The 20,360-nt window shown below is 66.3% G+C and carries 19 protein-coding genes; 6 read left to right on the top strand and 13 right to left on the bottom strand.

Features of this window, described 5'->3' with window-relative positions; all coding sequences use genetic code 11:
* Window positions 1-31: 31 nt before the first annotated feature.
* From C8C93_RS21820 to corA, 5 genes are all read left to right on the top strand, one after another.
* Complete coding sequence (locus tag C8C93_RS21820) at window positions 32-1,030, top strand: DMT family transporter (protein WP_121421485.1); 999 nt, start codon at window positions 32-34, stop codon at window positions 1,028-1,030.
* Window positions 1,031-1,060: 30 nt separating this feature from the next.
* Entirely contained in the window at window positions 1,061-1,777 is a 717-nt protein-coding gene (gene tsaB / locus C8C93_RS21815; RefSeq protein WP_121508280.1) for a tRNA (adenosine(37)-N6)-threonylcarbamoyltransferase complex dimerization subunit type 1 TsaB, read from the top strand.
* A gap of 19 nt (window positions 1,778-1,796) precedes the next feature.
* A complete protein-coding gene (gene rimI / locus C8C93_RS21810) occupies window positions 1,797-2,276 on the top strand; it encodes a ribosomal protein S18-alanine N-acetyltransferase (RefSeq protein ID WP_121421487.1) in 480 nt (159 codons plus the stop codon).
* Between the two features lie 28 nt (window positions 2,277-2,304).
* On the top strand, window positions 2,305-3,087 hold the full coding sequence (locus tag C8C93_RS21805) for a uracil-DNA glycosylase family protein (protein ID WP_199727061.1): 783 nt from the start codon (window positions 2,305-2,307) through the stop codon (window positions 3,085-3,087).
* A gap of 198 nt (window positions 3,088-3,285) precedes the next feature.
* Window positions 3,286-4,272 carry a magnesium/cobalt transporter CorA gene (corA, locus tag C8C93_RS21800; RefSeq protein WP_055398450.1) on the top strand — a complete coding sequence of 329 codons (987 nt, stop codon included), beginning with the start codon at window positions 3,286-3,288 and terminating at the stop codon, window positions 4,270-4,272.
* Window positions 4,273-4,565: 293 nt separating this feature from the next.
* Here corA and C8C93_RS21795 read toward each other — a convergent pair whose 3' ends face one another.
* The 8 genes from C8C93_RS21795 to C8C93_RS21760 form a co-directional block, all read right to left on the bottom strand.
* Entirely contained in the window at window positions 4,566-5,333 is a 768-nt protein-coding gene (locus C8C93_RS21795) for a 5'-methylthioadenosine/adenosylhomocysteine nucleosidase (RefSeq protein WP_121421488.1), read from the bottom strand.
* A gap of 70 nt (window positions 5,334-5,403) precedes the next feature.
* Window positions 5,404-7,083 carry a long-chain-fatty-acid--CoA ligase gene (locus C8C93_RS21790; RefSeq protein ID WP_121421489.1) on the bottom strand — a complete coding sequence of 560 codons (1,680 nt, stop codon included), beginning with the start codon at window positions 7,081-7,083 and terminating at the stop codon, window positions 5,404-5,406.
* Window positions 7,084-7,174: 91 nt separating this feature from the next.
* Complete coding sequence (pntB, locus tag C8C93_RS21785) at window positions 7,175-8,587, bottom strand: Re/Si-specific NAD(P)(+) transhydrogenase subunit beta (RefSeq protein WP_055398453.1); 1,413 nt, start codon at window positions 8,585-8,587, stop codon at window positions 7,175-7,177.
* A gap of 35 nt (window positions 8,588-8,622) precedes the next feature.
* On the bottom strand, window positions 8,623-10,224 hold the full coding sequence (locus C8C93_RS21780) for a Re/Si-specific NAD(P)(+) transhydrogenase subunit alpha (protein WP_121508279.1): 1,602 nt from the start codon (window positions 10,222-10,224) through the stop codon (window positions 8,623-8,625).
* A gap of 63 nt (window positions 10,225-10,287) precedes the next feature.
* Window positions 10,288-11,022: a hypothetical protein gene (locus C8C93_RS21775; protein WP_121508278.1), complete on the bottom strand. Its 735-nt coding sequence runs from the start codon at window positions 11,020-11,022 to the stop codon at window positions 10,288-10,290.
* 317 nt (window positions 11,023-11,339) lie between these two features.
* Window positions 11,340-12,404, bottom strand: coding sequence for a class II fructose-bisphosphate aldolase (gene fba / locus C8C93_RS21770; RefSeq protein ID WP_055398457.1), 1,065 nt, complete (start codon window positions 12,402-12,404; stop codon window positions 11,340-11,342).
* 79 nt (window positions 12,405-12,483) lie between these two features.
* Window positions 12,484-13,875 carry a histidine kinase dimerization/phospho-acceptor domain-containing protein gene (locus tag C8C93_RS21765; protein ID WP_121508277.1) on the bottom strand — a complete coding sequence of 464 codons (1,392 nt, stop codon included), beginning with the start codon at window positions 13,873-13,875 and terminating at the stop codon, window positions 12,484-12,486.
* Window positions 13,872-14,579, bottom strand: coding sequence for a response regulator transcription factor (locus C8C93_RS21760; RefSeq protein ID WP_055398497.1), 708 nt, complete (start codon window positions 14,577-14,579; stop codon window positions 13,872-13,874). The genes C8C93_RS21765 and C8C93_RS21760 overlap by 4 nt, the downstream gene beginning before the upstream one ends.
* A gap of 79 nt (window positions 14,580-14,658) precedes the next feature.
* Here C8C93_RS21760 and C8C93_RS21755 point away from each other — a divergent pair, with 79 nt between their 5' ends.
* The gene (locus C8C93_RS21755) at window positions 14,659-15,399 is read left to right on the top strand and encodes a phosphatase PAP2 family protein (RefSeq protein WP_121508276.1); all 741 of its coding nucleotides are present in this window, start codon (window positions 14,659-14,661) and stop codon (window positions 15,397-15,399) included.
* Between the two features lie 19 nt (window positions 15,400-15,418).
* On the opposite strand, the gene pyk is transcribed toward C8C93_RS21755, so the two are convergent.
* From pyk to C8C93_RS21730, 5 genes are all read right to left on the bottom strand, one after another.
* Window positions 15,419-16,855 carry a pyruvate kinase gene (gene pyk, locus C8C93_RS21750; RefSeq protein WP_055398460.1) on the bottom strand — a complete coding sequence of 479 codons (1,437 nt, stop codon included), beginning with the start codon at window positions 16,853-16,855 and terminating at the stop codon, window positions 15,419-15,421.
* A gap of 113 nt (window positions 16,856-16,968) precedes the next feature.
* Window positions 16,969-17,754 (bottom strand): CPBP family intramembrane glutamic endopeptidase, encoded by a 786-nt coding sequence (locus C8C93_RS21745; RefSeq protein ID WP_121508932.1) that lies wholly within the window; start codon window positions 17,752-17,754, stop codon window positions 16,969-16,971.
* 14 nt (window positions 17,755-17,768) lie between these two features.
* A complete protein-coding gene (locus C8C93_RS21740; RefSeq protein WP_121508275.1) occupies window positions 17,769-19,166 on the bottom strand; it encodes an aminopeptidase P N-terminal domain-containing protein in 1,398 nt (465 codons plus the stop codon).
* A complete protein-coding gene (locus C8C93_RS21735; RefSeq protein ID WP_121508274.1) occupies window positions 19,163-19,948 on the bottom strand; it encodes a nucleotidyltransferase family protein in 786 nt (261 codons plus the stop codon). Before C8C93_RS21735 ends, C8C93_RS21740 begins: the two co-directional genes overlap by 4 nt.
* Window positions 19,945-20,334 (bottom strand): S-adenosylmethionine decarboxylase family protein, encoded by a 390-nt coding sequence (locus tag C8C93_RS21730; protein ID WP_057271400.1) that lies wholly within the window; start codon window positions 20,332-20,334, stop codon window positions 19,945-19,947. Before C8C93_RS21730 ends, C8C93_RS21735 begins: the two co-directional genes overlap by 4 nt.
* Between the last annotated feature and the right edge of the window lie 26 nt (window positions 20,335-20,360).

The raw sequence follows: 20,360 nt of genomic DNA, 5'->3' as shown, positions 1-20,360 counted from the left end.
GCCGCCGCCCCCACCCACCGATAATCCCCCGATGCGTTTTTCTCCTCGTGCCATCGGCCTGCTGGCAGCAGTCGTGACGGTCACCATCTGGACGGGTTTCATCGTCATTGCCCGCGCCTCGGCCCAGCGCACGCTCACCCCGTTCGACATTGCGCTGCTGCGCATCGTGGGCGCCAGCCTGGTCCTGCTGCCCTGGGGCTGGTGGATGGTGCGGCAGCGCACCACAGCACTGGGCTCTGCGGCCCCGCCCTCCAGCCTGGCAGGTATCTCGCCCCTGCCGCTGCGCACCACGGTGCTGCTGGGCAGCTTTGGCGGTCTGCTCTACGCCATGCTGGCCTATGCGGGGTTCTTCCACGCGCCCGCCACCCATGCGGCGGTGCTCATGCCGGGCAGCCTGCCGCTGTGGACGGCGCTGCTCGCCGCCGTGCTGCTGCGCGACCACATCACCCCGCTGCGCGCGGCGGGCCTGGCGCTGATCGTGGCAGGCGACCTGCTGGTGGGCGGGCGCAGCCTGCTGGCAGCGTTTTCGGGCGGTGATGTGTGGAAGGGCGACGTGCTGTTCATGCTGGCCGCCTCCTGCTGGGCCACCTACAGCGTGCTGGCCCGGCGCCACGCCGTGGACGCCGTGCAGGCCACCATCGCCATCACCGCGTTTGCCTGCCTGGTCTATGTTCCCAGCTATGCCCTGCTGATTGCGCTGGGAACCGTCACCAGCCATCTGGCCATTGCGCCGTGGAGCGAGATCGTCTTTCACATGGCGTTCCAAGGTGGCGGGTCGGTGGTGATCTCGGGCATTGGCTTCACCCGCATGATCCAGCACTATGGCCCTGTGCGCTCCACCATGATCACGGCCCTGGTGCCCGGCCTCTCGGCCATCGGCGCGGTGATTTTTCTGGACGAGCCGATGTACTGGAACCTCGTCGCCGGCCTGCTGCTGGTGACTGCCGGTATCCTGCTGGGCGTGCTGCGCAGGAGCCAGGCGCCTGCGGTCACCCCGCCCACGCCCGTGCCTGGCCCTACCGTCCCCTGACCTCCTTTGCCGCGCAACCCCACTGGCCCCATGAATCTGCTTGCTTTCGACACCAGCACCGACACCCTTTCCATTGCCGTCCAGCACGGGGATGCCGTGTGGCAGCACACGGGCCCCGGGGGCGCACAAGCGTCGGCCACCCTGATCCCGACGGTGCGCAACCTGATGGCGCAGGCCGGCCTGTCGTTCGACACGCTGGAGGCCATTGTGTTTGGCCGGGGCCCAGGCTCCTTCACCGGCCTGCGCACCGCCTGCGCCGTGGCCCAGGGGCTGGCGTTTGGCGCGCGCGGGGGCCAGGGTGTGCCGGTGCTGCCCGTGGACACCCTGCTGGCCGTGGCCGAGGAAGCGCGCCACGCGCACGGCTGCACGCAGGTGGTGGCGGTGCTGGACGCGCGCATGGACGAGGTCTACCACGCGCGCTGCGAATGGGTCGCTGCCGAGGGCCGCTGGCACACCGAGGCCGACTTTGGCCTCGGCGCACCGGAATCCGTGCTTGCCCCCGCAGGGTGGACGGTGGCGGGCAATGCGCGCACGCCCTATGGCGACCGGCTGGCGCCCATGGCCGCCCACGTGGCCGCGCTGCCCACAGCCACGGCGCTGCTGCGCCTGGCACCGGCCTTGCTGGCAGCGGGCGAAGGTGTGCCGGCCAGCGATGCGCTGCCGCGCTACATCCGCGATAAAGTGGCACAAACCACCGCCGAGCGGGCTGCGCTGCGCGCCGCCCAGGCGGTGCCCGCTCCTCTGTGAATCCTTTCTGCCAGACCCCATGAGCGCCCTGCCCACCCCGTCTGCCGGCGCGCCCGAGGCGCGCTTTGAAGCCCTCACGCTCGCGCGGCTGGATGCCGTGCTGGCGGTGGAACAGCGCGCCTATTCGCACCCATGGACACGCGGCAATTTCACCGATGCCATGGCCTCGGGCTACCAGGCACAGGTGCTGATGGCGGACGAACACCTGCTCGGCTACTTCGTGGCCATGATGGGGGTGGACGAGGTGCACCTGCTCAACATCACCGTCACCCCCGAGTTCCAGCGCCAGGGCTGGGCGCGGGTGCTGCTGGACGCGCTGGCCCTGTGGTCACGCGGGCGCGGCGCCCAGTGGCTGTGGCTGGAGGTGCGCGTGAGCAACCTGCGCGCCCAGCACATCTACCAGACACACGGGTTCCGACGCGTGGGCGAACGCAAGCGCTACTACCCCGCGGACCTAGGCCAGCGCGAAGATGCCGTGGTCATGAGCCTGGCACTGTGAGCAACACCTTCAACCGGCCCTTTTTTCCATGAGCCTTCACCTCGATGCGCGGCAGCGCGCCATGCTGCAAGAAATGGGCGTCACCGTGTGGGTGCAGCCGGAGGCACCCGTAGCCCGCACCACAGCCGGGGCCCCCGCCGTCGCCGTAGCGGCGCCCGCCCCTGCCGCCCGCATGGCGCCCCCCACCGCCCCGGCACCCGCAGTGGCCAGCCCTCCTGCTGCGCGAGCGCCCCAGCCAGCGGCCCCGCGAGCACCCGCACCGGCACCTGCGGTAGAGAACGCAGGCGCAGCACCGGCCATCCCCAGCTTGCGGCTGCATGCGCCCCAGGTGCTTTACCCCAGCGCCGACCCATCGCAGACCCCGGCCGGGCTGGGTGGAGGCTGGTTGATCGTGACCGAGAGCCTGACGCCGGGCGAGCCGCTGGGTGGCGACGCAGGCCGGCTGCTGGACAACATGCTGCGCGCCATGCAGCTGCACAAGCACCCCCGTGTTTTCCTTGCGGCGCTGGAGCGCACTGCAGCCGGCGCAGAGACCGGTGGCGACAGCAACATCCCCGCCGCGCTGGCCGACGCCGTGGCTGAGTTACAACCCGCCCTGGTCCTGGTGCTGGGCCATGTGGCGGCGCGGGCGGCGCTGGGGCGCACCGAGCCGCTGGGCCGCCTGCGCGCGGGCCCGCACCAGCTGGCGGAATGCCCAGCCGTGGTGACCTACGACCCCGCGTTTCTCTTGCGCTCGCAAGACGTCAAGGCCGCCGCCTGGGCCGACCTGTGCCGGGCGCTGGCCATCGTGCGCCAGGCTTCGCCCGGCTGACCGCTGAGGGCGCGGGCATTTGCAACGACTCCACTGCAGCCGCAGTGCCATAATCCGCCGCCTGTCCATTTTTTTACGGAGAAAGCTCCTTGGAAACCTACCCGAGTTGGTAGCTTTCAGCTCCCCGGCCTGCCGCTGTGGGGTTGAAAGCACCCGATCCCCCACACCGCAGATGCCATACAACAAGGGAGTGAGCCCATGCTCAACATCTTCACGCTCGCCAATGGCCGGCTGTTCCAGGAAGAAATTGAATCGCTGGAAGAGCTGACCAAGTTCCAGCCGATCTGGGTGGACCTGGAAGCCCCCACGCTCGAAGAAAAACGCTGGATCAAGCAGCACTACGGCCTGTCCATCCCCGAGGATGCGATGGACGAGGACATCGAGGAATCCGCCCGCTTCTACGAAGAAGACAACGGCGAGCTGCACATCCGCAGCGACTTCTTGATTGACGACGACGAAGACCCCCGCTCGGTGCGCGTGGCCTTCATCCTGAACCAGCACAACGCCAACCTCAAGAGCCGGGGCGTGCTGTTTTCCATCCACGACGAAGACGTGCCGGTGTTCCGCCTGCTGCGCATGCGCGCACGCCGCGCGCCGGGCCTCATCGAGGACGCCAAGGAAGTTCTGCTCAAGCTGTTCGATGCCGACGCCGAGTATTCGGCCGACACGCTCGAAAACATCTACGACGAGCTGGAGAAAGTCAGCAAGCAAGTGCTGGCCGGCGACGTGACCGACGCCCTTGCTGGCGAGGTGCTGGGCGCCATTGCCCGCCAGGAAGACTTGAACGGCCGCATCCGCCGCAACGTGATGGACACCCGCCGCGCGGTGAGCTTCATGATGCGCAGCAAGATGCTCAACTCCGAGCAGTTCGAGGAAGCCCGCCAGATCCTGCGCGACATCGAGTCGCTGGACAACCACACGGCGTTCCTGTTCGACAAGATCAACTTCTTGATGGACGCCACGGTCGGTTTCATCAACATCAACCAGAACAAGATCATCAAGATCTTCTCGGTGGCCAGCGTGGCGCTGCTGCCGCCCACGCTGATCGCCAGCGTGTACGGCATGAACTTCAAGTTCATGCCCGAGCTGGACTGGTCGCTGGGCTATCCCTATGCGCTTGCGCTGATGGTGGCCAGTGCGCTCGGGCCCATGTGGTATTTCCGCAAGCGCGGCTGGTTGAAATAGCCCCCCTGTGGCGCTGCGCGCCTTCCCCCCCGAGGGGGGACGCCTCCAGCGGCCCGGCAGAGCCGGTTCCGCGGTGGCGCTGGTATTTGGGGCGCGCCGGTTTCACGGCGCGGGGGCGAACTTTGTCGCCCCTGAAGCTCTTGCTGATTCTTTGAATCCACGCCCTGCCCGTTCGGGCTGAACCTGTCGAAACCGAAGCGAAGCTGGTGATCGGTTCGTCGTTTATCTCAACGCAAAATATGAGTCAAATTGACCTCTAGCGCTTATCCATCAAGCGCTAGTAGCTATTAATTTCATAGTTTCTGCATGAGGGCAAGCACCATGTGCTCGGCATAGCGGCTGGCCACGGTCTGCACGAAGAGGGGGAAGTCCACGTGCGCGGTGTCGTCGGCGCGGTCGGAGATGGTGCGCACAGCGGCGAAGGGGATGCCGTAGTCGTGACACACCTGGGCGACGGCGGCGCCTTCCATTTCTACGGCCAGCACATTGTGGCCAGCGTCGTGCAACGTGGTGCGCAGACGGTGGGCTTCATCGGCGGCAGAAACAAAGCGGTCCCCGCTGGCAACCAGGCCGTGGTGCGCGCGGTGCAGGGCATCTTCCGATGTACTCTGCGGCACATACTCCAAGCCAAATTGGCCTCTAGCGCTTGATACACAAGCGTGAGCAGCTTCCAAAAGCGTAGCAGACAATGCCGCATCACAGACCAGGCGGCTGCGTGCGTAGCCCGGCACTTCCCAGCGGGGGAACAGGGGAGAGGCGTCCATGTCGTGTTGGAGGTAGTCCTGCGCCACCACCACATCGCCCACATTCACGCCATCGCCCACACCGCCCGCAACCCCGGTGAAGACGATGCGCGCCACGCCGAACCGCTCAATGAGTGCCGTGGCCGTGGTGGCCGCGGCCACCTTGCCGATACCCGACAGCGCCAACACCACCGGACGGCCCTGCAGATCACCCAGCCAGAAAGCCCGGCCTGCGTGCATCACCCGCTGAGGGTGCAAGAGGTGATCAACCAGCGAGCTTTGCTCTTCGGGCAAGGCGCTGAGGATGGCGGTGGTCATGGGTTCTCCCTGAAAAACAAAGGCGGCCGAGGCCGCCTGGATTGTCAAGCGGGGCACGTGGCCCCACGGGTCACTTCTTGTCCCGAAGTTCGCGGCGCAGGATCTTGCCCACGGGGGTCTTGGGCAGCTCGGTGCGGAACTCGATGACCTTGGGCTGCTTGTAGCCCGTGAGTTCAGCGCGGCAGAACTCCTTGACCTGCGCTTCGGTGAGCGCGGGGTCTTTCTTGACGATCACGAGCTTGACGGCTTCGCCAGTCTTCTCGTCGGGCACGCCCACCACGGCGCATTCGAGCACGCCGGGGCAGTTGGCCACGACCTCTTCCACCTCATTGGGGTAGACGTTGAAGCCGCTGACCAGCACCATGTCCTTCTTGCGGTCCACGATCTTGAAGAAGCCGCGCTCGTCCATGACACCGATGTCGCCGGACTTGAAGAAGCCGTCGTCGGTCATGACCTTGGCGGTTTCATCGGGGCGCTGCCAGTACCCGGCCATCACCTGCGGGCCCTTGATCGCGATCTCGCCGGGCTGGCCGAGGGTGGTCACTTCCTTGCCGTCGTCGTCGATCAGCTTCATCAGGGTGCCAGGGAGCGGCACGCCAATGGTGCCCGTGAACTCCTTGGCGGTCACGGGGTTGCAGCTGACCGAGGGGCTGGTCTCCGACAGGCCGTAACCTTCGCAGATGGGGCAACCGGTCTTCTCCAGCCACAGTTTGGCCACGGCGCCCTGCACGGCCATGCCCCCGCCTACCGAGACCTTGAGGTTCTTCCAGTTGACGGTATTGAAATCGGGGTGGTTGGCCAGGCCGTTGAACAGCGTGTTCACGGCCGGGAAGCTGTGGAAGGTGTGCTTGGACAGTTCCTTGAGCACGGCAGGCAGGTCGCGCGGGTTGGGGATCAGGATGGTCTTGCCGCCCGTGCGCATGCTCAGCATCATGTTCACGGTGAACGCAAAGATGTGGTACAGCGGCAGCGCGCAGATGCTGGTCTGCTGCTCGCCTGCGGGCACCTTCTTCATCACGGGGTCGTTCCACGCCTCGGACTGCAGCACGTTGGCGATCACGTTGCGGTGCAGCAGCACGGCGCCCTTGCTCACACCCGTGGTGCCGCCGGTGTATTGCAGCAGCGCGATGTCGTCGGGCTTGATGTCGGGCTTCTTGAGCGTGCCGCGCGTGCCCTGGGCCACCGCGTCATTGAAGCGCACGGCACCCGGCAGGTTGTAGGCGGGCACCATCTTCTTGACGTTGCGCACCACATAGTTGACGAGCGCGCCCTTGAGCAGGCCCAACTGGTCGCCCATGGCGCACAGCACCACGTGCTTGACGGGCGTGTTCGCAATGCAGCTTTGCAGCGTGGTGGCGAAGTTTTCGATGATGACGATGGCCTTGGCACCCGAGTCCTTGAGCTGATGCTCCAGTTCGCGCGGCGTGTACAGCGGGTTCACATTGACCACCACAAAACCTGCGCGCAGGATGGCAGCCACCGTGACGGGATACTGCGGCACGTTGGGCATCATGATGGCCACACGGTCGCCCTTGACCAGGCCCAGGCCCTGCAGGTAGGCCGCAAACGCACTGCTCAGGGAGTCGGTCTGGGCATAGGTCACTTCCTTGCCCATGAAGCTGTAGGCCACGCGGCCAGCGTACTTGGTGAACGCCTCGTCCATGAGGGCCACGAGCGACGGATATTGCGTGGTGTCGATGTCTGCGGGGACGCCTTGCGGATAGGCTGTCAGCCAGGGGCGATGGGTCATTGTTGTCTCCTGATAAGTTTTATTGAGGTCGTGAAAACCGTGCTGCGCCTAACAGCACGGTCGTGCTTTTTTCGCGGTGGAATTATGCCCGTCACCCCTTGAGCGCGGAAAGAACTTCGTCGAGCATTTTCTTGGCGTCGCCAAACAGCATGCGATTGTTGTCCTTGTAGAACAGAGGGTTGTCCACCCCCGCATAGCCCGACGCCATGGAGCGCTTCATCACGATCGAGGTCTTGGCCTTCCACACTTCGAGCACCGGCATGCCGGCGATGGGGCTGGACGGATCGTCCAGCGCGCTCGGGTTCACGATGTCGTTGGCGCCGATGACCATGGCCACGTCGGCATTCGGGAAGTCCTCGTTGATCTCGTCCATCTCCATCACGATGTCGTAGGGCACCTTGGCCTCGGCCAGCAGCACGTTCATGTGGCCGGGCATGCGGCCTGCCACGGGGTGGATGGCAAAGCGCACCTCCACGCCCTTCTCGCGCAGGGTCTTGGTGATCTCGTACACCGTGTGCTGGGCCTGGGCCACAGCCATGCCGTAGCCGGGCACGATGATCACACTCTTGGCGTCGCGCAGCAGCTCGGCCGTCTCGGCGGAGCTGACGGGTACGGCCTCGCCCTGCGGCTCGGTTGCCTCGCCTTTTTTGGCGGGAGTTCCAGCGCCCGAGCCAAAGCCGCCCGCGATCACGCTGATGAAGTTGCGGTTCATCGCGTTGCACATGATGTAGGACAGGATGGCGCCCGAGGAGCCCACGAGCGCGCCCGTGACGATGAGCAGGTCGTTGGACAGCATGAAGCCCGTGGCCGCCGCCGCCCAACCCGAGTAGCTGTTGAGCATGGACACCACCACCGGCATGTCGGCGCCACCAATGGCCATCACCATGTGAATGCCGAACAGCAATGCGATCGCCGTCATCACCATCAGCGGCACCATGCCCTGCTCGATGGTTTCGGCGCGCAAAAACTCGCGGCCAAACCAGATCACGATCAGCAGCGCAGCCAGGTTCATCCAGTGGCGGCCGGGCAGCAACAGCGGCTTGCCACCGATCTTGCCGTTGAGCTTGCCAAAGGCGATCAGTGATCCGCTGAACGTGATGGCGCCGATCAGGATGCCGACATAGATCTCCACCTCGTGGATGATCTTCTCCGCGCCTTGCAGCTGGATCGAGGTATCCACATAGCTGGCAAACCCCACCAGGCAGGCCGCAAGACCCACCAGACTGTGCATGAGCGCGACCAGCTCCGGCATCTGCGTCATCTTGACGACCTTGGCCGCATACAGGCCAATACCGCCGCCAATGACCAGTGCACCGACGATCCAGGCCACCCCTGCGGGGCTGACGCGCGGGCCGAACACCGTGGCCAGCACGGCCAGCGCCATGCCGACCATGCCGAACAGGTTGCCCCGGCGCGAGGTTTCGGGGTTGGAGAGCCCGCCCAGGCTCAGGATGAACAAAATGGCCGCGCCCAGGTAGGCCACGGTAGCGAGACTTTGGGACATGTTCTGTGCTCCTCGTTGTTCTTGTCGTTATCGGATTACTTGCGGAACATGGCGAGCATGCGGCGCGTGACCGCAAAGCCACCGAACATGTTGACGGCCGTGAGCACCAGGGCGGCAAAGGCAAGCCACAGGATGAGCCCATCAGGGCGCCCATTGATGCCCGCATCGGGCGGCGCAATCTGCACCAGCGCGCCGATGGCGATGATGCTGGAGATGGCGTTGGTCACGCTCATCAGCGGCGTGTGCAGCGCGGGCGTGACGTTCCACACCACCATGTAGCCGATGAAACAGGCCAGCACGAACACCGTGAAGTGCCCCAGGAAGGCCACAGGCGCATAGGCACCAATGGCCCAGAACAACACGGCCAGCACGGCAAAAACAATGGTCAGCGTCTTGGCGGACATGGGGGCACCAGGGCCATGGCTGGATTTCTTGGCGGCCACGGGTGCCGCCGCAGCCTTGGGTGCCGGTGCAGGGGCCTGCTTGAGCGGTGGCGCAGGCCAGGTGATGGCACCATCCTTGACCACGGTAAGGCCCCGGATCGCGTCATCCTCCATATTGACCACGGCCACGCCGTCCTTGGCCTTGCACAGCTCTTCTGTCAAGCGCAGCAGGTTGGTGGAATACAGGGTGGACGACTGCTTGGCCAAACGCGAAGCCAGGTCGGTGTAGCCGACGATGGTCACACCATGGCGCACCACGGCCTGGCCGGGCACCGTCAGCTCACAGTTGCCGCCTTGCTCGGCAGCCATGTCCACGATCACGCTGCCGGGCTTCATGCTCTGCACCATCTCGGCCGTGATGAGCTTGGGCGCGGGCTTGCCGGGGATCAGCGCGGTGGTGATGATGATGTCGGCGTCTTTCGCCTGCTCCGCGTACATCTTGCGCTGCGCGGCCTGGAAGCCCTCACTCATGACCTTGGCGTACCCGCCGCCGCCCGAGCCTTCTTCCTCGTAGTCCACCTTGACGAACTCACCGCCCAGCGACTTGACCTGGTCGGCCACCTCGGCACGTGTGTCGTTGGCGCGCACGATGGCGCCCAGATTGGCCGCCGTGCCAATGGCCGCAAGACCCGCCACGCCAGCACCTGCAATGAACACCTTGGCGGGCGGCACCTTGCCCGCCGCCGTGATCTGGCCGTTGAAGAAGCGGCCAAAGGCGTTGGCCGCCTCGATGACGGCGCGGTAGCCGCTGACGCCTGCGGTGGAGGTGAGCGCGTCCATCTTCTGCGCGCGGGAGAGCGTACGTGGCAGGCAGTCGATGGCGAGCACCGTCGCCTTGCGGGCCGACAGCTGCTGCATCAGTTCGGGGTTCTGGGCGGGCCAGATGAAGTCGATGAGCGTCGTGCCCTCGCGCATCAGCGCCACTTCGTCGCTGCTGGGCGGGCGCACCTTGAAGACGATATCGGATGCAGCCCACAGCGCGGCAGCGTCGCCCACGATCTGAGCCCCGGCGGCGCGGTAGGCGTCATCGCTGAAATTGGCGCCATCCCCAGCCCCCGACTCCACCGTGACCGCGAAGCCCAGCTTGATCAGCTTTTCCACCACATCGGGCACGGTGGCCACGCGCTTTTCACCGGGGAAGGTCTCCCTGGGCACGCCGATACGCTGCGGCTGCGGGACGGGGGTTGTCTGCATTAGAGGTCTCCTCGAGTTTCGTAATCGTTATGCAAGGCCGCCAGGCAGGGAAAAACTGGCGAGCTAGGGCCTGGATGTGGGCGTGGAGAACGGGAAAGGCGGAATGGCCAGGTGGCCGTCCACCATGCCGGCGCTCAGGCGCACAGCCTGGGCCAGGTCATAGGCCCACTGCTGGAAGGGCAGACCTGCGACCAGGAACTCTTCGTTGTTGCGCGGCCGGACGCTGATCAGCCGCTGGTCCACCAGGGCATCCACCGCCACCCAGACACCCGCTTCGGTGACGTAGCGGTAGCTCACATGCGCATAGGGGGTGCTCAGCGCGATCTGGCGGCTGGCCATCCATTGGCCCAGATCGGGTCGGTTCTTTTCAAGCCACTTGGGGCTGCTCGCCCAAAGCTTGAAGCGCAGGCAGTCGGCGCGCACGGGGCTGCCATCCGCGGGATCTTTGACCACGACGTCCTGTTGCGGCGGGCAGTACCCCACCCCTTGCGGAGACCCGCGCAGATCGCCGGTGCGGTTGGTCTGCACGCGCACCGCAGCCAGCCATTCGCCTTGTGCACCCCGCAGCGCCACCGCACGCGTCTGGAGCGGGGTACGGCCTGCGGGGCTGGATGTGGCTTCTTCGGAGGTTCCCAGGTCCTGCCAAGCCCCCGGCGGCAACACCAGACGGGCGCGACCCACGGGATATTCGGACTTGGGAGGAACGGTCAGGGGCGCGCACGCCACCGTGAACACCGTCACAGCCAACACAGGCAAGAGAGGCAACAGCCGCCGGAACTTTGAAATTGTCAGAGTCATAGAGAAAGGTTCATACGAATTCGCCTTCAATCATCCCACGGCACCCGAGTCCGTCCATCGACGGCTTCTGCCATGCAACAACCAGCTCGGTGTAGCTGGTGAGAAATGTGTTGAAAGCGCCCTGGTATCGGACACTTCTTGCGGCGCTGCCGGTGGGCAAGCTGACCGCGAGCTTACATGAAGAAGATCTTGTCGCTGTCACCTTTGTCTGCTGTAGAGGGAACTCCCCAGTCTCTGCATGCAGACAGGCAAAAAAAAGCCTGGCAGCACAACGCAGCCAGGCTGGGCAGCGGCCCCTCAGGGCCTCATGCCAACGATCAGTTCACCACTTGGGCCAGCGTACCTGCAGCGTACTGGGCGGCCACAACCTGGAGGCTCAGGCCCTTGATCTTGCTGCCCTGGCCTTCGCAGCCGAACTCCAGGTAACGCTGCTTGCAGACCTGCTTGGCAGCTTCGCGGGCAGGCTTGAGCCATTCGCGGGCGTCGAACTTGTCGGGGTTCTCAGCCAGGAACTTGCGCACCGCGCCGGTCATGGCCAGGCGGATGTCGGTGTCGATGTTGATCTTGCGCACGCCGTGCTTGATGGCTTCCTGGATTTCCTCGACTGGCACGCCGTAGGTTTCCTTCATCTTGCCGCCGTACTGGTTGATGATGGCCAGCAACTCGGCGGGCACCGACGAGGAGCCATGCATTACCAGGTGGGTGTTGGGGATGCGCTGGTGGATTTCCTTGACGCGGCTGATGGCCAGGATGTCGCCCGTGGGCTTGCGGCTGAACTTGTAGGCGCCGTGGCTGGTGCCGATGGCAATGGCCAGGGCGTCCAGTTGCGTGGCCTTGACGAACACGGCGGCTTCTTCAGGGTCGGTCAGCATCTGGCTGTGGTCGAGCTTGCCTTCAGCGCCAATACCGTCTTCTTCACCGGCTTCGCCGGTTTCCAGGTTGCCCAGGCAGCCCAGTTCGCCTTCGACCGTGACGCCCACCTTGTGCGCCATGTCCACCACCTTGCGGGTCACTTCCACGTTGTACTCGAAGGAGGAAGGCGTCTTGCCGTCTTCCATCAGCGAGCCGTCCATCATCACCGAGCCAAAGCCCAGGTCGATGGCGCCCTGGCAGACCTTGGGCGAAGTGCCGTGGTCCTGGTGCATGACGAGCGGAATGTGCGGGAAGGCCTCGACCGCTGCCTGGATGAGGTGCTTGATGAAGGGCTCACCCGCATATTTGCGGGCACCGGCGCTGGCCTGCAGGATGACCGGGGCGCCCACTTCGTCGGCGGCGGCCATGACGGCCTGGACCTGCTCCAGGTTGTTGACGTTGAAGGCAGGGATGCCATAGCTGTTGGCAGCGGCATGGTCGAGCAGTTCGCGCATCGAAACGAGGGGCATGGTCGTAGGGTCCGTTGAGGGTTGGGGAAGGCGCTGTAAGCCGGGCTTGGCGGTGGTAACCGCTTGGTAACTCGCAATTTTAACCGGGGGGCGTGACCGCCGAAGGGGGCAAATCCAACCGAAAACAGGTGGTAAAGGGCGGGGCGGCAGGCGCTGGCCCGAAATAGCCACCATGAATGTCTGCGACCCGCCGCAGGATCTCGTGGCCCAGATGCAGGCTGTCCGAGGGGTTTCTCGGCCGCGGAGCGACAGACGCATCGCCCTGGCGCCGCGCGCCGTCGTCGCACACCTGCAGCCATGCACCCGCCCCGTCAGAAGCACCTACCTGCACGGCGATGTGCGTGCCGTCTGGTGTGTGTTTGAGCGCGTTCTCCACCAGATTGCGCGCCGCGATGTCCAGCAGCAGCGCATGCCCAGACACCCACAGCGCCGGTGGCGCCGACAGTGCGATGTCGTTGCCCCGCTGCCAGGCCGCCTGGGCATAGTCAGCACACACCTGGCGCGCCACCGCGCACAAATCCACCGGCGCCTTGGCCTCATGCAGTTCGGCCCGGCTCGCGCGCGCCAGGGCCAGCAGCTGGTTGAGCACATGCCCTGCACGCAGGGCATCCTGGCCAATGCGGGCGATGGCCTGCGCCCGGGCGGCCGCATCCAGCTCGCCGCCCAAAGCACTGGCCTGCAGCGCAATGGAGGACAGGGGCGTGCGCAATTCGTGCGCGACTTCATTGGCCAGCCGGCGCTCGCGCACCATCGCCGCCTGCTGGCGGTCCAGCAGGGTGTTGATCGATGCGACCACGGACTCGAACTCGTTCCAGGCATGGCGTGACGCCAGGCGCTGGGTGCTGGCGGGGTCGAGCGCCGCCACGTCGGCCGACAGGGCATACAGCGGGCGCAGACCGCGCCACAGCGCAAGCCCGAGGGCCAGGGACACCACGGGCAGCAACCACAGGCCAGGCTCGATCATCTGCTCGGCAATGTCCTGGGCCAGCTCGTCGCGCTCGCGCAGCTCCAGCAGCACCATGATCTTGTGCGTGCGTGCCGCGTCCCACTGGGAAAAACTGCGCCACACCACACCCTTCGCCCCCAGCGCCATGTTGGCGAACCCCTCGGCGGCGCTGAAAGCAGGAACGGGCGCCGTACCGCTGTGATGGAGCAGACGCCCCTGCGCATCCCACTGGACGACGCTGAGCGATTGCTGGTAGTCGTGCGACTTGAGCCAGGGTGTGGCGACCCTCTGGGTGACGTGGGGCCCCTCGGCAGCCTCGTTCGCACGCAGGTTCAGCAACAGGGCGGCCACGCTGGCCAGGTGCCCGTCGGTCAGCTCGTCCGCCTCGTGCACCCCCGTCTGGTAGCCCATGAACACAAAACTGCCCCACACCAGCACCAGCGCGCCCAGGGACCACAGCAGCAGCTGCCGGGTCAGCGACGGCCTGCGCGCAGTCCCCCGGGGCGTTGCGGCAGCAGCGCTCATGCGGCCGCCTCCTGGGGCATGAAGTAGCCCACACCGCGCATGGTCTGGATACATGCGCTGCCCAGCTTGCGCCGCAGGTGGTGGATGTGAACCTCCACCGCATTGCTCTCGATGGCCGCATCCCAGCTGTACAGGCGCTCTTCGATCTGCTGGCGCGAGAGCACCCGCCCCCGCGCCTCCAGCAGCACCAGCAGCACCGAAAACTCTCGGGGCGACATCTCCACCAGCTTGCCGCCTTGGTGCACGGTGCGCGCCGCAGGGTCCATCTCGATATCGCCATAGCGGATGGTGGGCGAGGCGCGCCCGGCGGCCCGGCGCAGCAGGGCGCGCAAGCGCGCATCCAGCTCGTCCATGTCAAAAGGCTTGGCCAGGTAGTCATCCGCCCCCTGGTCCAGCCCCGCAATGCGCTGGTGAACCTGGTCACGGGCGGTCACGATGAGCACAGGGGTGGAGGGATCGGGCAAAACCTGCGCAGAAGCCGCTCCCCCCGGCGCCGGGCTGAGGCGCAACCGCCGCAGCAGATCGCCGCCATCACCGTCGGCCAGCCCCAGATCGAGCAGCACGGCATCAAAGCGCTCCGCGCGCAACGCCCCCCAGGCACTGGCCACGCCATCACACACATCCACCGCATAGCCACGTTGCTGCAGGTTCGTGCGCAGGCCTGCGGCAATGCCGGCATCGTCTTCGACAACGAGTATTCGCATGCAGCGATTGTCGCCGGGCGCGGCCACCTGCGCAGGGTCATTAAGGCGGCGTTAAGTGGCGCGCCCTATGGTCGGTGGAATGCTGTCCACGCCTTCCTCGCCCCGCCGCTTCGACCACGACCACCGTACCTTGCTCCTGTGGACCCTGGGCATCCTGATCGCCATCGTGGCGTGGGACGCTGGCGGGCAAGACATCCCCCTGGCCCGCGCATTTGGCTCGGCCAACGGGTTCCCACTGCGAGAACAATGGTTCTTCGTGCAGGTACTCCACGAAGGCGCACGCCGCCTGGGATGGCTGCTGGTGCTGCTGCTGGCACTGGGCGTGTGGTGGCCCTGGGGGGTGCTGCGGCGCCTGGACATGGGGGAGCGCCTGCAGATGGCCATCAGTGCCTTGCTGGCGCTGGCGGCCGTGAGCGTGGGCAAGAACCTGAGCACCACCAGCTGCCCCTGGGACCTGGCGGAGTTCGGCGGTGTGGCGCGGTATGCCTCCCACTGGGCGCTGGGCGTGGTCGATGGCGGCGGTGGGCGGTGCTTTCCGGCGGGCCATGCCTCGGCGGGTTTTGCCTTCGTGGGGGGCTACTTCGCTCTGCGCCACAAGGCACCGGCTGCCGCGCGCTGGTGGCTGGCTGCGGCGGTGCTGGCGGGCTTGGTGCTGGGTGGAGCCCAACAGGTGCGGGGCGCGCACTTCATGAGCCACACGCTGTGGACGGGCTGGCTCTGCTGGACGGTGGGCTGGCTGTGCGACCTGGGAGCGTTGGCACTGCGCCCACGCCTGGCGGCGTTGTCTCTCGCCAACGACCCGCCACACGCGGCCAGCTAACGACTCAGAACCTGGCTATTCAGCTCGCCACGCAGATCTTCAGCATGTTGGTCCCGCCGGGCGCACCCATGGGTTCGCCGCAGGTGATGGCATAGACATCGCCCTTTTGCACGATGTTGCGGTTCTTGAGGTGGCGCTCGGCCTGCTCAAGGGCCGTATCGCGGTCAGCACTGGTGTCCATGAGCAGGGGGCGCACGTTGCGGTACATGGCCATCTTGCGCTGCGTGGTCACCTTGGGCGTGAGCGCATAGATGGGGATGCGGATGCTGTGGCGGCTCATCCACAGCGCCGTGGCACCGCTGTCGGTCATGGCCACGATGGCCTTGGCGCCCAGGTGGTGGGCGGTGAACAGTGCGCCCATGGCAATGGACTGGTCGATGCGGCCAAAGGTCTGGCCGGTGAAGTCCGCGTCCAAGTGATGGTCTTCCGCCGCCTCGGCCGCTGCGCAGATGGTGGCCATTTCTTCCACGGTTTCGAGCGGGTAGCGGCCTGCGGCCGTCTCGGCGCTCAGCATCACGGCGTCGGTGCCATCCAGCACCGCATTGGCCACGTCACTCACCTCGGCGCGCGTGGGCACGGGGTTGGTGATCATGCTTTCCATCATCTGCGTGGCGGTGATGACGACCTTGTCCAGCTCACGCGCCATGCGGATCATCTTCTTTTGCAGCGCGGGCACGGCCGCATTGCCCACTTCCACCGCCAAGTCGCCGCGCGCCACCATGATCCCGTCGCTCACGCGCAGGATGGCTTCGAGGTGCGGGATGGCCTCGGCCCGCTCGATCTTTGCGATCAGGCCCGGCTTGTGGCGGTACTCGGACGCGGCCACGTTGCACAGCTGGCGCGCCATTTCCATGTCGGTCGCGTTCTTGGGAAAGCTCACTGCCACATAGTCGGCCTGAAAGCTCATCGCCGTGCGGATGTCCTCCATGTCCTTGGCCGTGAGGGCCGGTGCCGTGAGGCCCCCGCCCTTCTTGTTGATGCCCTTGTTGTTGGACAGCTCGCCGCCCACCTTGACGGTGGTGTGCACTTCCTCGCCGCGCACCGCATCCACCGTGAGCACGATCAGCCCGTCATTGAGCAGCAGCAGGTCGCCCGCCTTCACGTCGCGTGGCAGCTCCTTGTAGTCGAGCCCCACACCTTCGATGTCGCCCAGTTCGGTGCGCGATGCATCCAGCACAAACTTGGCGCCCGACTCCAGCTGCACCTTGCCCTCGGCAAACTTGCCCACGCGGATCTTGGGGCCCTGCAGGTCGGCCATGATGGCCACCTCGCGGCCCGCGCGCTGGGCAGCGGCACGCACGGTGGCGGCGCGGTCGATATGGTCCTGCGCCTTGCCGTGGCTGAAGTTCAGCCGCACCACGTTCACCCCCGCTCGGATCATGGCCTCCAGCAGTGCCGGGTCGCTGGAGGCGGGGCCCAGGGTGGCAACAATCTTGGTGGCGCGGCGGGTAGGCATGGGTTTGTCTCTTTCTCTCGTTTGTCTGGTGGATGTAATCGAGTTTCAATTCTCACACGAAGCGGTTACAGGCGAGTTACCCCTTGCATCCGCTCTGCGGTCCAAAAGCCCCATCAGAGCAACGGGGATGACAACAGATGCGCCAGCACATGCGCCAGGATCGCCGCCTCCAACCCATGGCGCGCGTAGAGCCAGCCTGCCACCAGGCCAAAGGCCGTGTTGCCCACCAGCACAAACACCACGACGGGCACCGTCAATGCGCCCGCCAGCGCCTGCGCGGCAGGCAGATGCCCCAGCGCAAACAGCAGCGCACTGAGCAGCACCGCGCCAGCCACCAGCCCCTTGCCCGGCTGGCCCTGTCCGCGCTGCACCACGCGCCAGCCCAGCCACAGCAGCAGGGTCATCACGCCCCAGCGCACCAGCAGCTCTTCGGTAATGCCGCCATACAGCAGCTTGACCACCAGCGGCATGGCGCTGGCAGGGTCCGACAGCTGGAGCGCTGCGGGCGCCACCTGGGACAGCACCCACAACCACGCGGCACCCACCACACCGCCCACGATGCCAGGCAGGGACTGGACACGCAGCGCGGGGCCGATGGGCTGGCCGACCAGCCAGGAAGACACCACGGGCGCCCGCAGGCCCACGCGGGGCGCCAGCCACACGCCCACCGCCACAGCCAGCGCCAACAGCACGGCCGTCTGCAGCCCGCTGAGCAGCACCACCGCCCAGAGCGGCAACGGCAGCAGCGCCTCGTTGGCCTTCAACGGTGGCAGCAGCGCCCACACTACCGCCACCACGCCGGGCATGCCCAGCAACCACAGCGTGCCGCCCAGTCGCCACTTCGCGGGTTGCCCCGGGGCACCCGCCGATTCCGCCAACAGAGCGTTGTCCACTGCCATGGGTTTGCCCACGCTCAGGCGCGCATCAGCGCTTCGATCTCGTCGGCCTTCACGGGCACGCCACGCGTGATCAGCTCGCAGCCCGTGCCCGTGACGATGGCATCGTCTTCAATGCGGATGCCGATGTTGTGAAACTGCTCGGGCACGCCCTCGGCGGGGCGCACATAGATGCCGGGCTCGATGGTCAGAACCATGCCCGGGCGCAGCACACGGCTGGGGCGGTTGGTGATGGTCTCGCCCGAGAGCGGGTCCTTGCGCTCGCTCACCTGGCCGACTTCGCCGGGCTCCACGTAGCTGCCGCAGTCGTGCACATCCATGCCCAGCCAGTGGCTGGTGCGGTGCATGTAGAACTGGAAGTACGCGCGCTTGTCGATCACGTCCTGCGCCGACCCCACCTTGTTCTTGTCAAGCAAGCCCAGGTCCAGCATGCCCTGCGCCAGCACAGCCACCGTTGCGTCGTGCGGGTCGTTGAAGCGGGCACCCGCCTTGGTGGCAGCCACGGCCGCATCCTGGCTGGCCAGCACCAGGTCGTACAGCGCACGCTGGGGGCCCGTGAATTTTCCGTTGGCGGGGAAGGTCCGCGTGATGTCGCTGGCGTAGCTGTCCAGCTCGCAGCCCGCGTCGATCAGCACCAGCTCGCCATCGCGCACCGGGGCCGCATCGGCGCGGTAGTGCAGCACGCAGGCGTTCGCGCCCGCCGCGACGATGGAGCTGTAGGCCGGGTACTGCGAGCCTGCCTCGCGAAACGCGTGCAGCAGCTCGGCGTCGAGGTGGTATTCGCGCACATCCTCCCCGGCGCGCAGCATGCGGGCCGAGCGCTGCATGGCGCGGATGTGGGCCTGCGCGCTGATGCTGCTTGCGCGACGCATGATGTCCTGCTCATGCGCGTCCTTGAACAGGCGCATCTCGTCGAGCAGCGTGCACAGGTCGTTCTGTTCTGCGGGGCAGATGGCGCCATAGCGCACACGGCCGCGCACCACGTTGAGCCAGCCCTCCACCCGCGCCGCCAAGCCGCTGTGCGTGGCAAACGGGTACCAGACGCAGCCCGTGTTTTCGAGCAGGCGCGGCAGCTTGCTGTCCAGCTCAGCCATCGAATGTGCCGCGTCCACTCCCAACGCAGCGGGCGCGGCGGCCGGGCCCAGGCGGTAGCCATCCCAGATCTCGCGCTCCAGGTCCTTGGGCTGGCAAAACAGCGTGCTGCGGCCGTCGTGGGCCAGCACCAGGCACGCGCCGGGCTCGGTGAAGCCGGTCAGGTAGTAGAAGTAGCTGTCGTGGCGGAACAGAAAGTCGCTGTCCCGATTGCGCGGGCGCTCCAGCGCCGTAGGAATGATGGCGATACCCCCGGGGCCCAGCTGGGCAGCCAGGTGCGCGCGGCGCTGGGCGTAGACAGAGGCAGGCACGGTGGTGTTCATGGCGCGTTGGAAGAAAAGGAGTTGAGTTCGGCCAGCCGCTCGGGCGTGCCCACATCGGTCCAGCGGCCGGTGTAGAGCTGCGCACTGACGCGGCCATTGTCCATTGCACGGCGAAGCAGCGGCGCCAGCGGGGCTTTGATGCCGCTGGGGTTTCCGGGCGGAATGTCGCACCACGGCGCTGCAAACAGCTCGGCGCGCAACAGGGCGATGGTGCTGTAGGTGTAGCGTGGCGCGGGGTCGTCGGCGGGCAGGTTGAGCGCCAGCCCGTCTACCGACAAGCCAAAGTCGCCACGCGGGTTGTGCGCCGGATTGGGCACCAGCCACAGGTGGGCCATGTGGTGGCTCGCTTCAAAGGCCGCCACGGCGGCGCTGTCGAACACGAAGTCGGGGGCAAACACATCACCTGCCGCCAGCCAGAACACGGGCCCCAGCTGGGGCAGCGCGCGCGCGATGCCACCAGCGGTTTCCAGCGCACCGCCAAAGTCCACGCCTTCACGCGAGTATGAAATTGATAGCTGTTTGCGCTTATCCATCAAGCGCTGAAGGCCGAAAACACCTAGAAAATGGTCGCTGATCTGCGCCCCCAGCCACGCGGTGTTGATCACCACCCGCTCCACACCCGCCTCCTGCAGCGCCGCCAAGTGCCACTGCAGCAGTGGCTGGCCCTGCACCGGCAGCAGAGGCTTGGGGGTGGTGTCGGTCAACGGGCGCATGCGCTCGCCACGGCCGGCGGCCAGCAGCAACGCGGGTACCTGGTGATGGGAGGCGGCACTAGAACTCATGCCGCCACCTCGTTCACAGCACCCCGCTGCAGCGCGTGGCGCTCCACCGTGGTGGGGTCGAACAGGGCCAGCAGCGCGTCCATCAGCGCCCGCGCCTTGCCCGAATGGTCGGCGCCAAAGTTGCACACATACACATCCAGCGTCACCGCGCGCTGCTCGGGCCAGGTGTGCACGCACAGGTGGGATTCTGCTAGCAAAACAGTAGCGGTCACCCCTCCAGGGCCATGCGCCGTGGCCGGAAATTCATGAAATAACTGCCCCACGGGCTGCAGCCCGGCGGCGTGCACCGCATCGGTACAGGCGCGGCCCAGGGCGGCGGCGTCCAGCAGCCAGGCAGGGGCACAGCGGCAGCCATGGAGATCGGCGGTGAGGTGCAGTCCTTGCATGGCCCGCACTGTAGTGCATTGCCACC

It is taken from the genome of Acidovorax sp. 93 (assembly GCF_003633835.1).
GTDB classification, from domain to species: Bacteria; Pseudomonadota; Gammaproteobacteria; order Burkholderiales; family Burkholderiaceae_C; genus Acidovorax; species Acidovorax facilis.
This window is presented reverse-complemented; position numbering and strand designations above follow the sequence as displayed.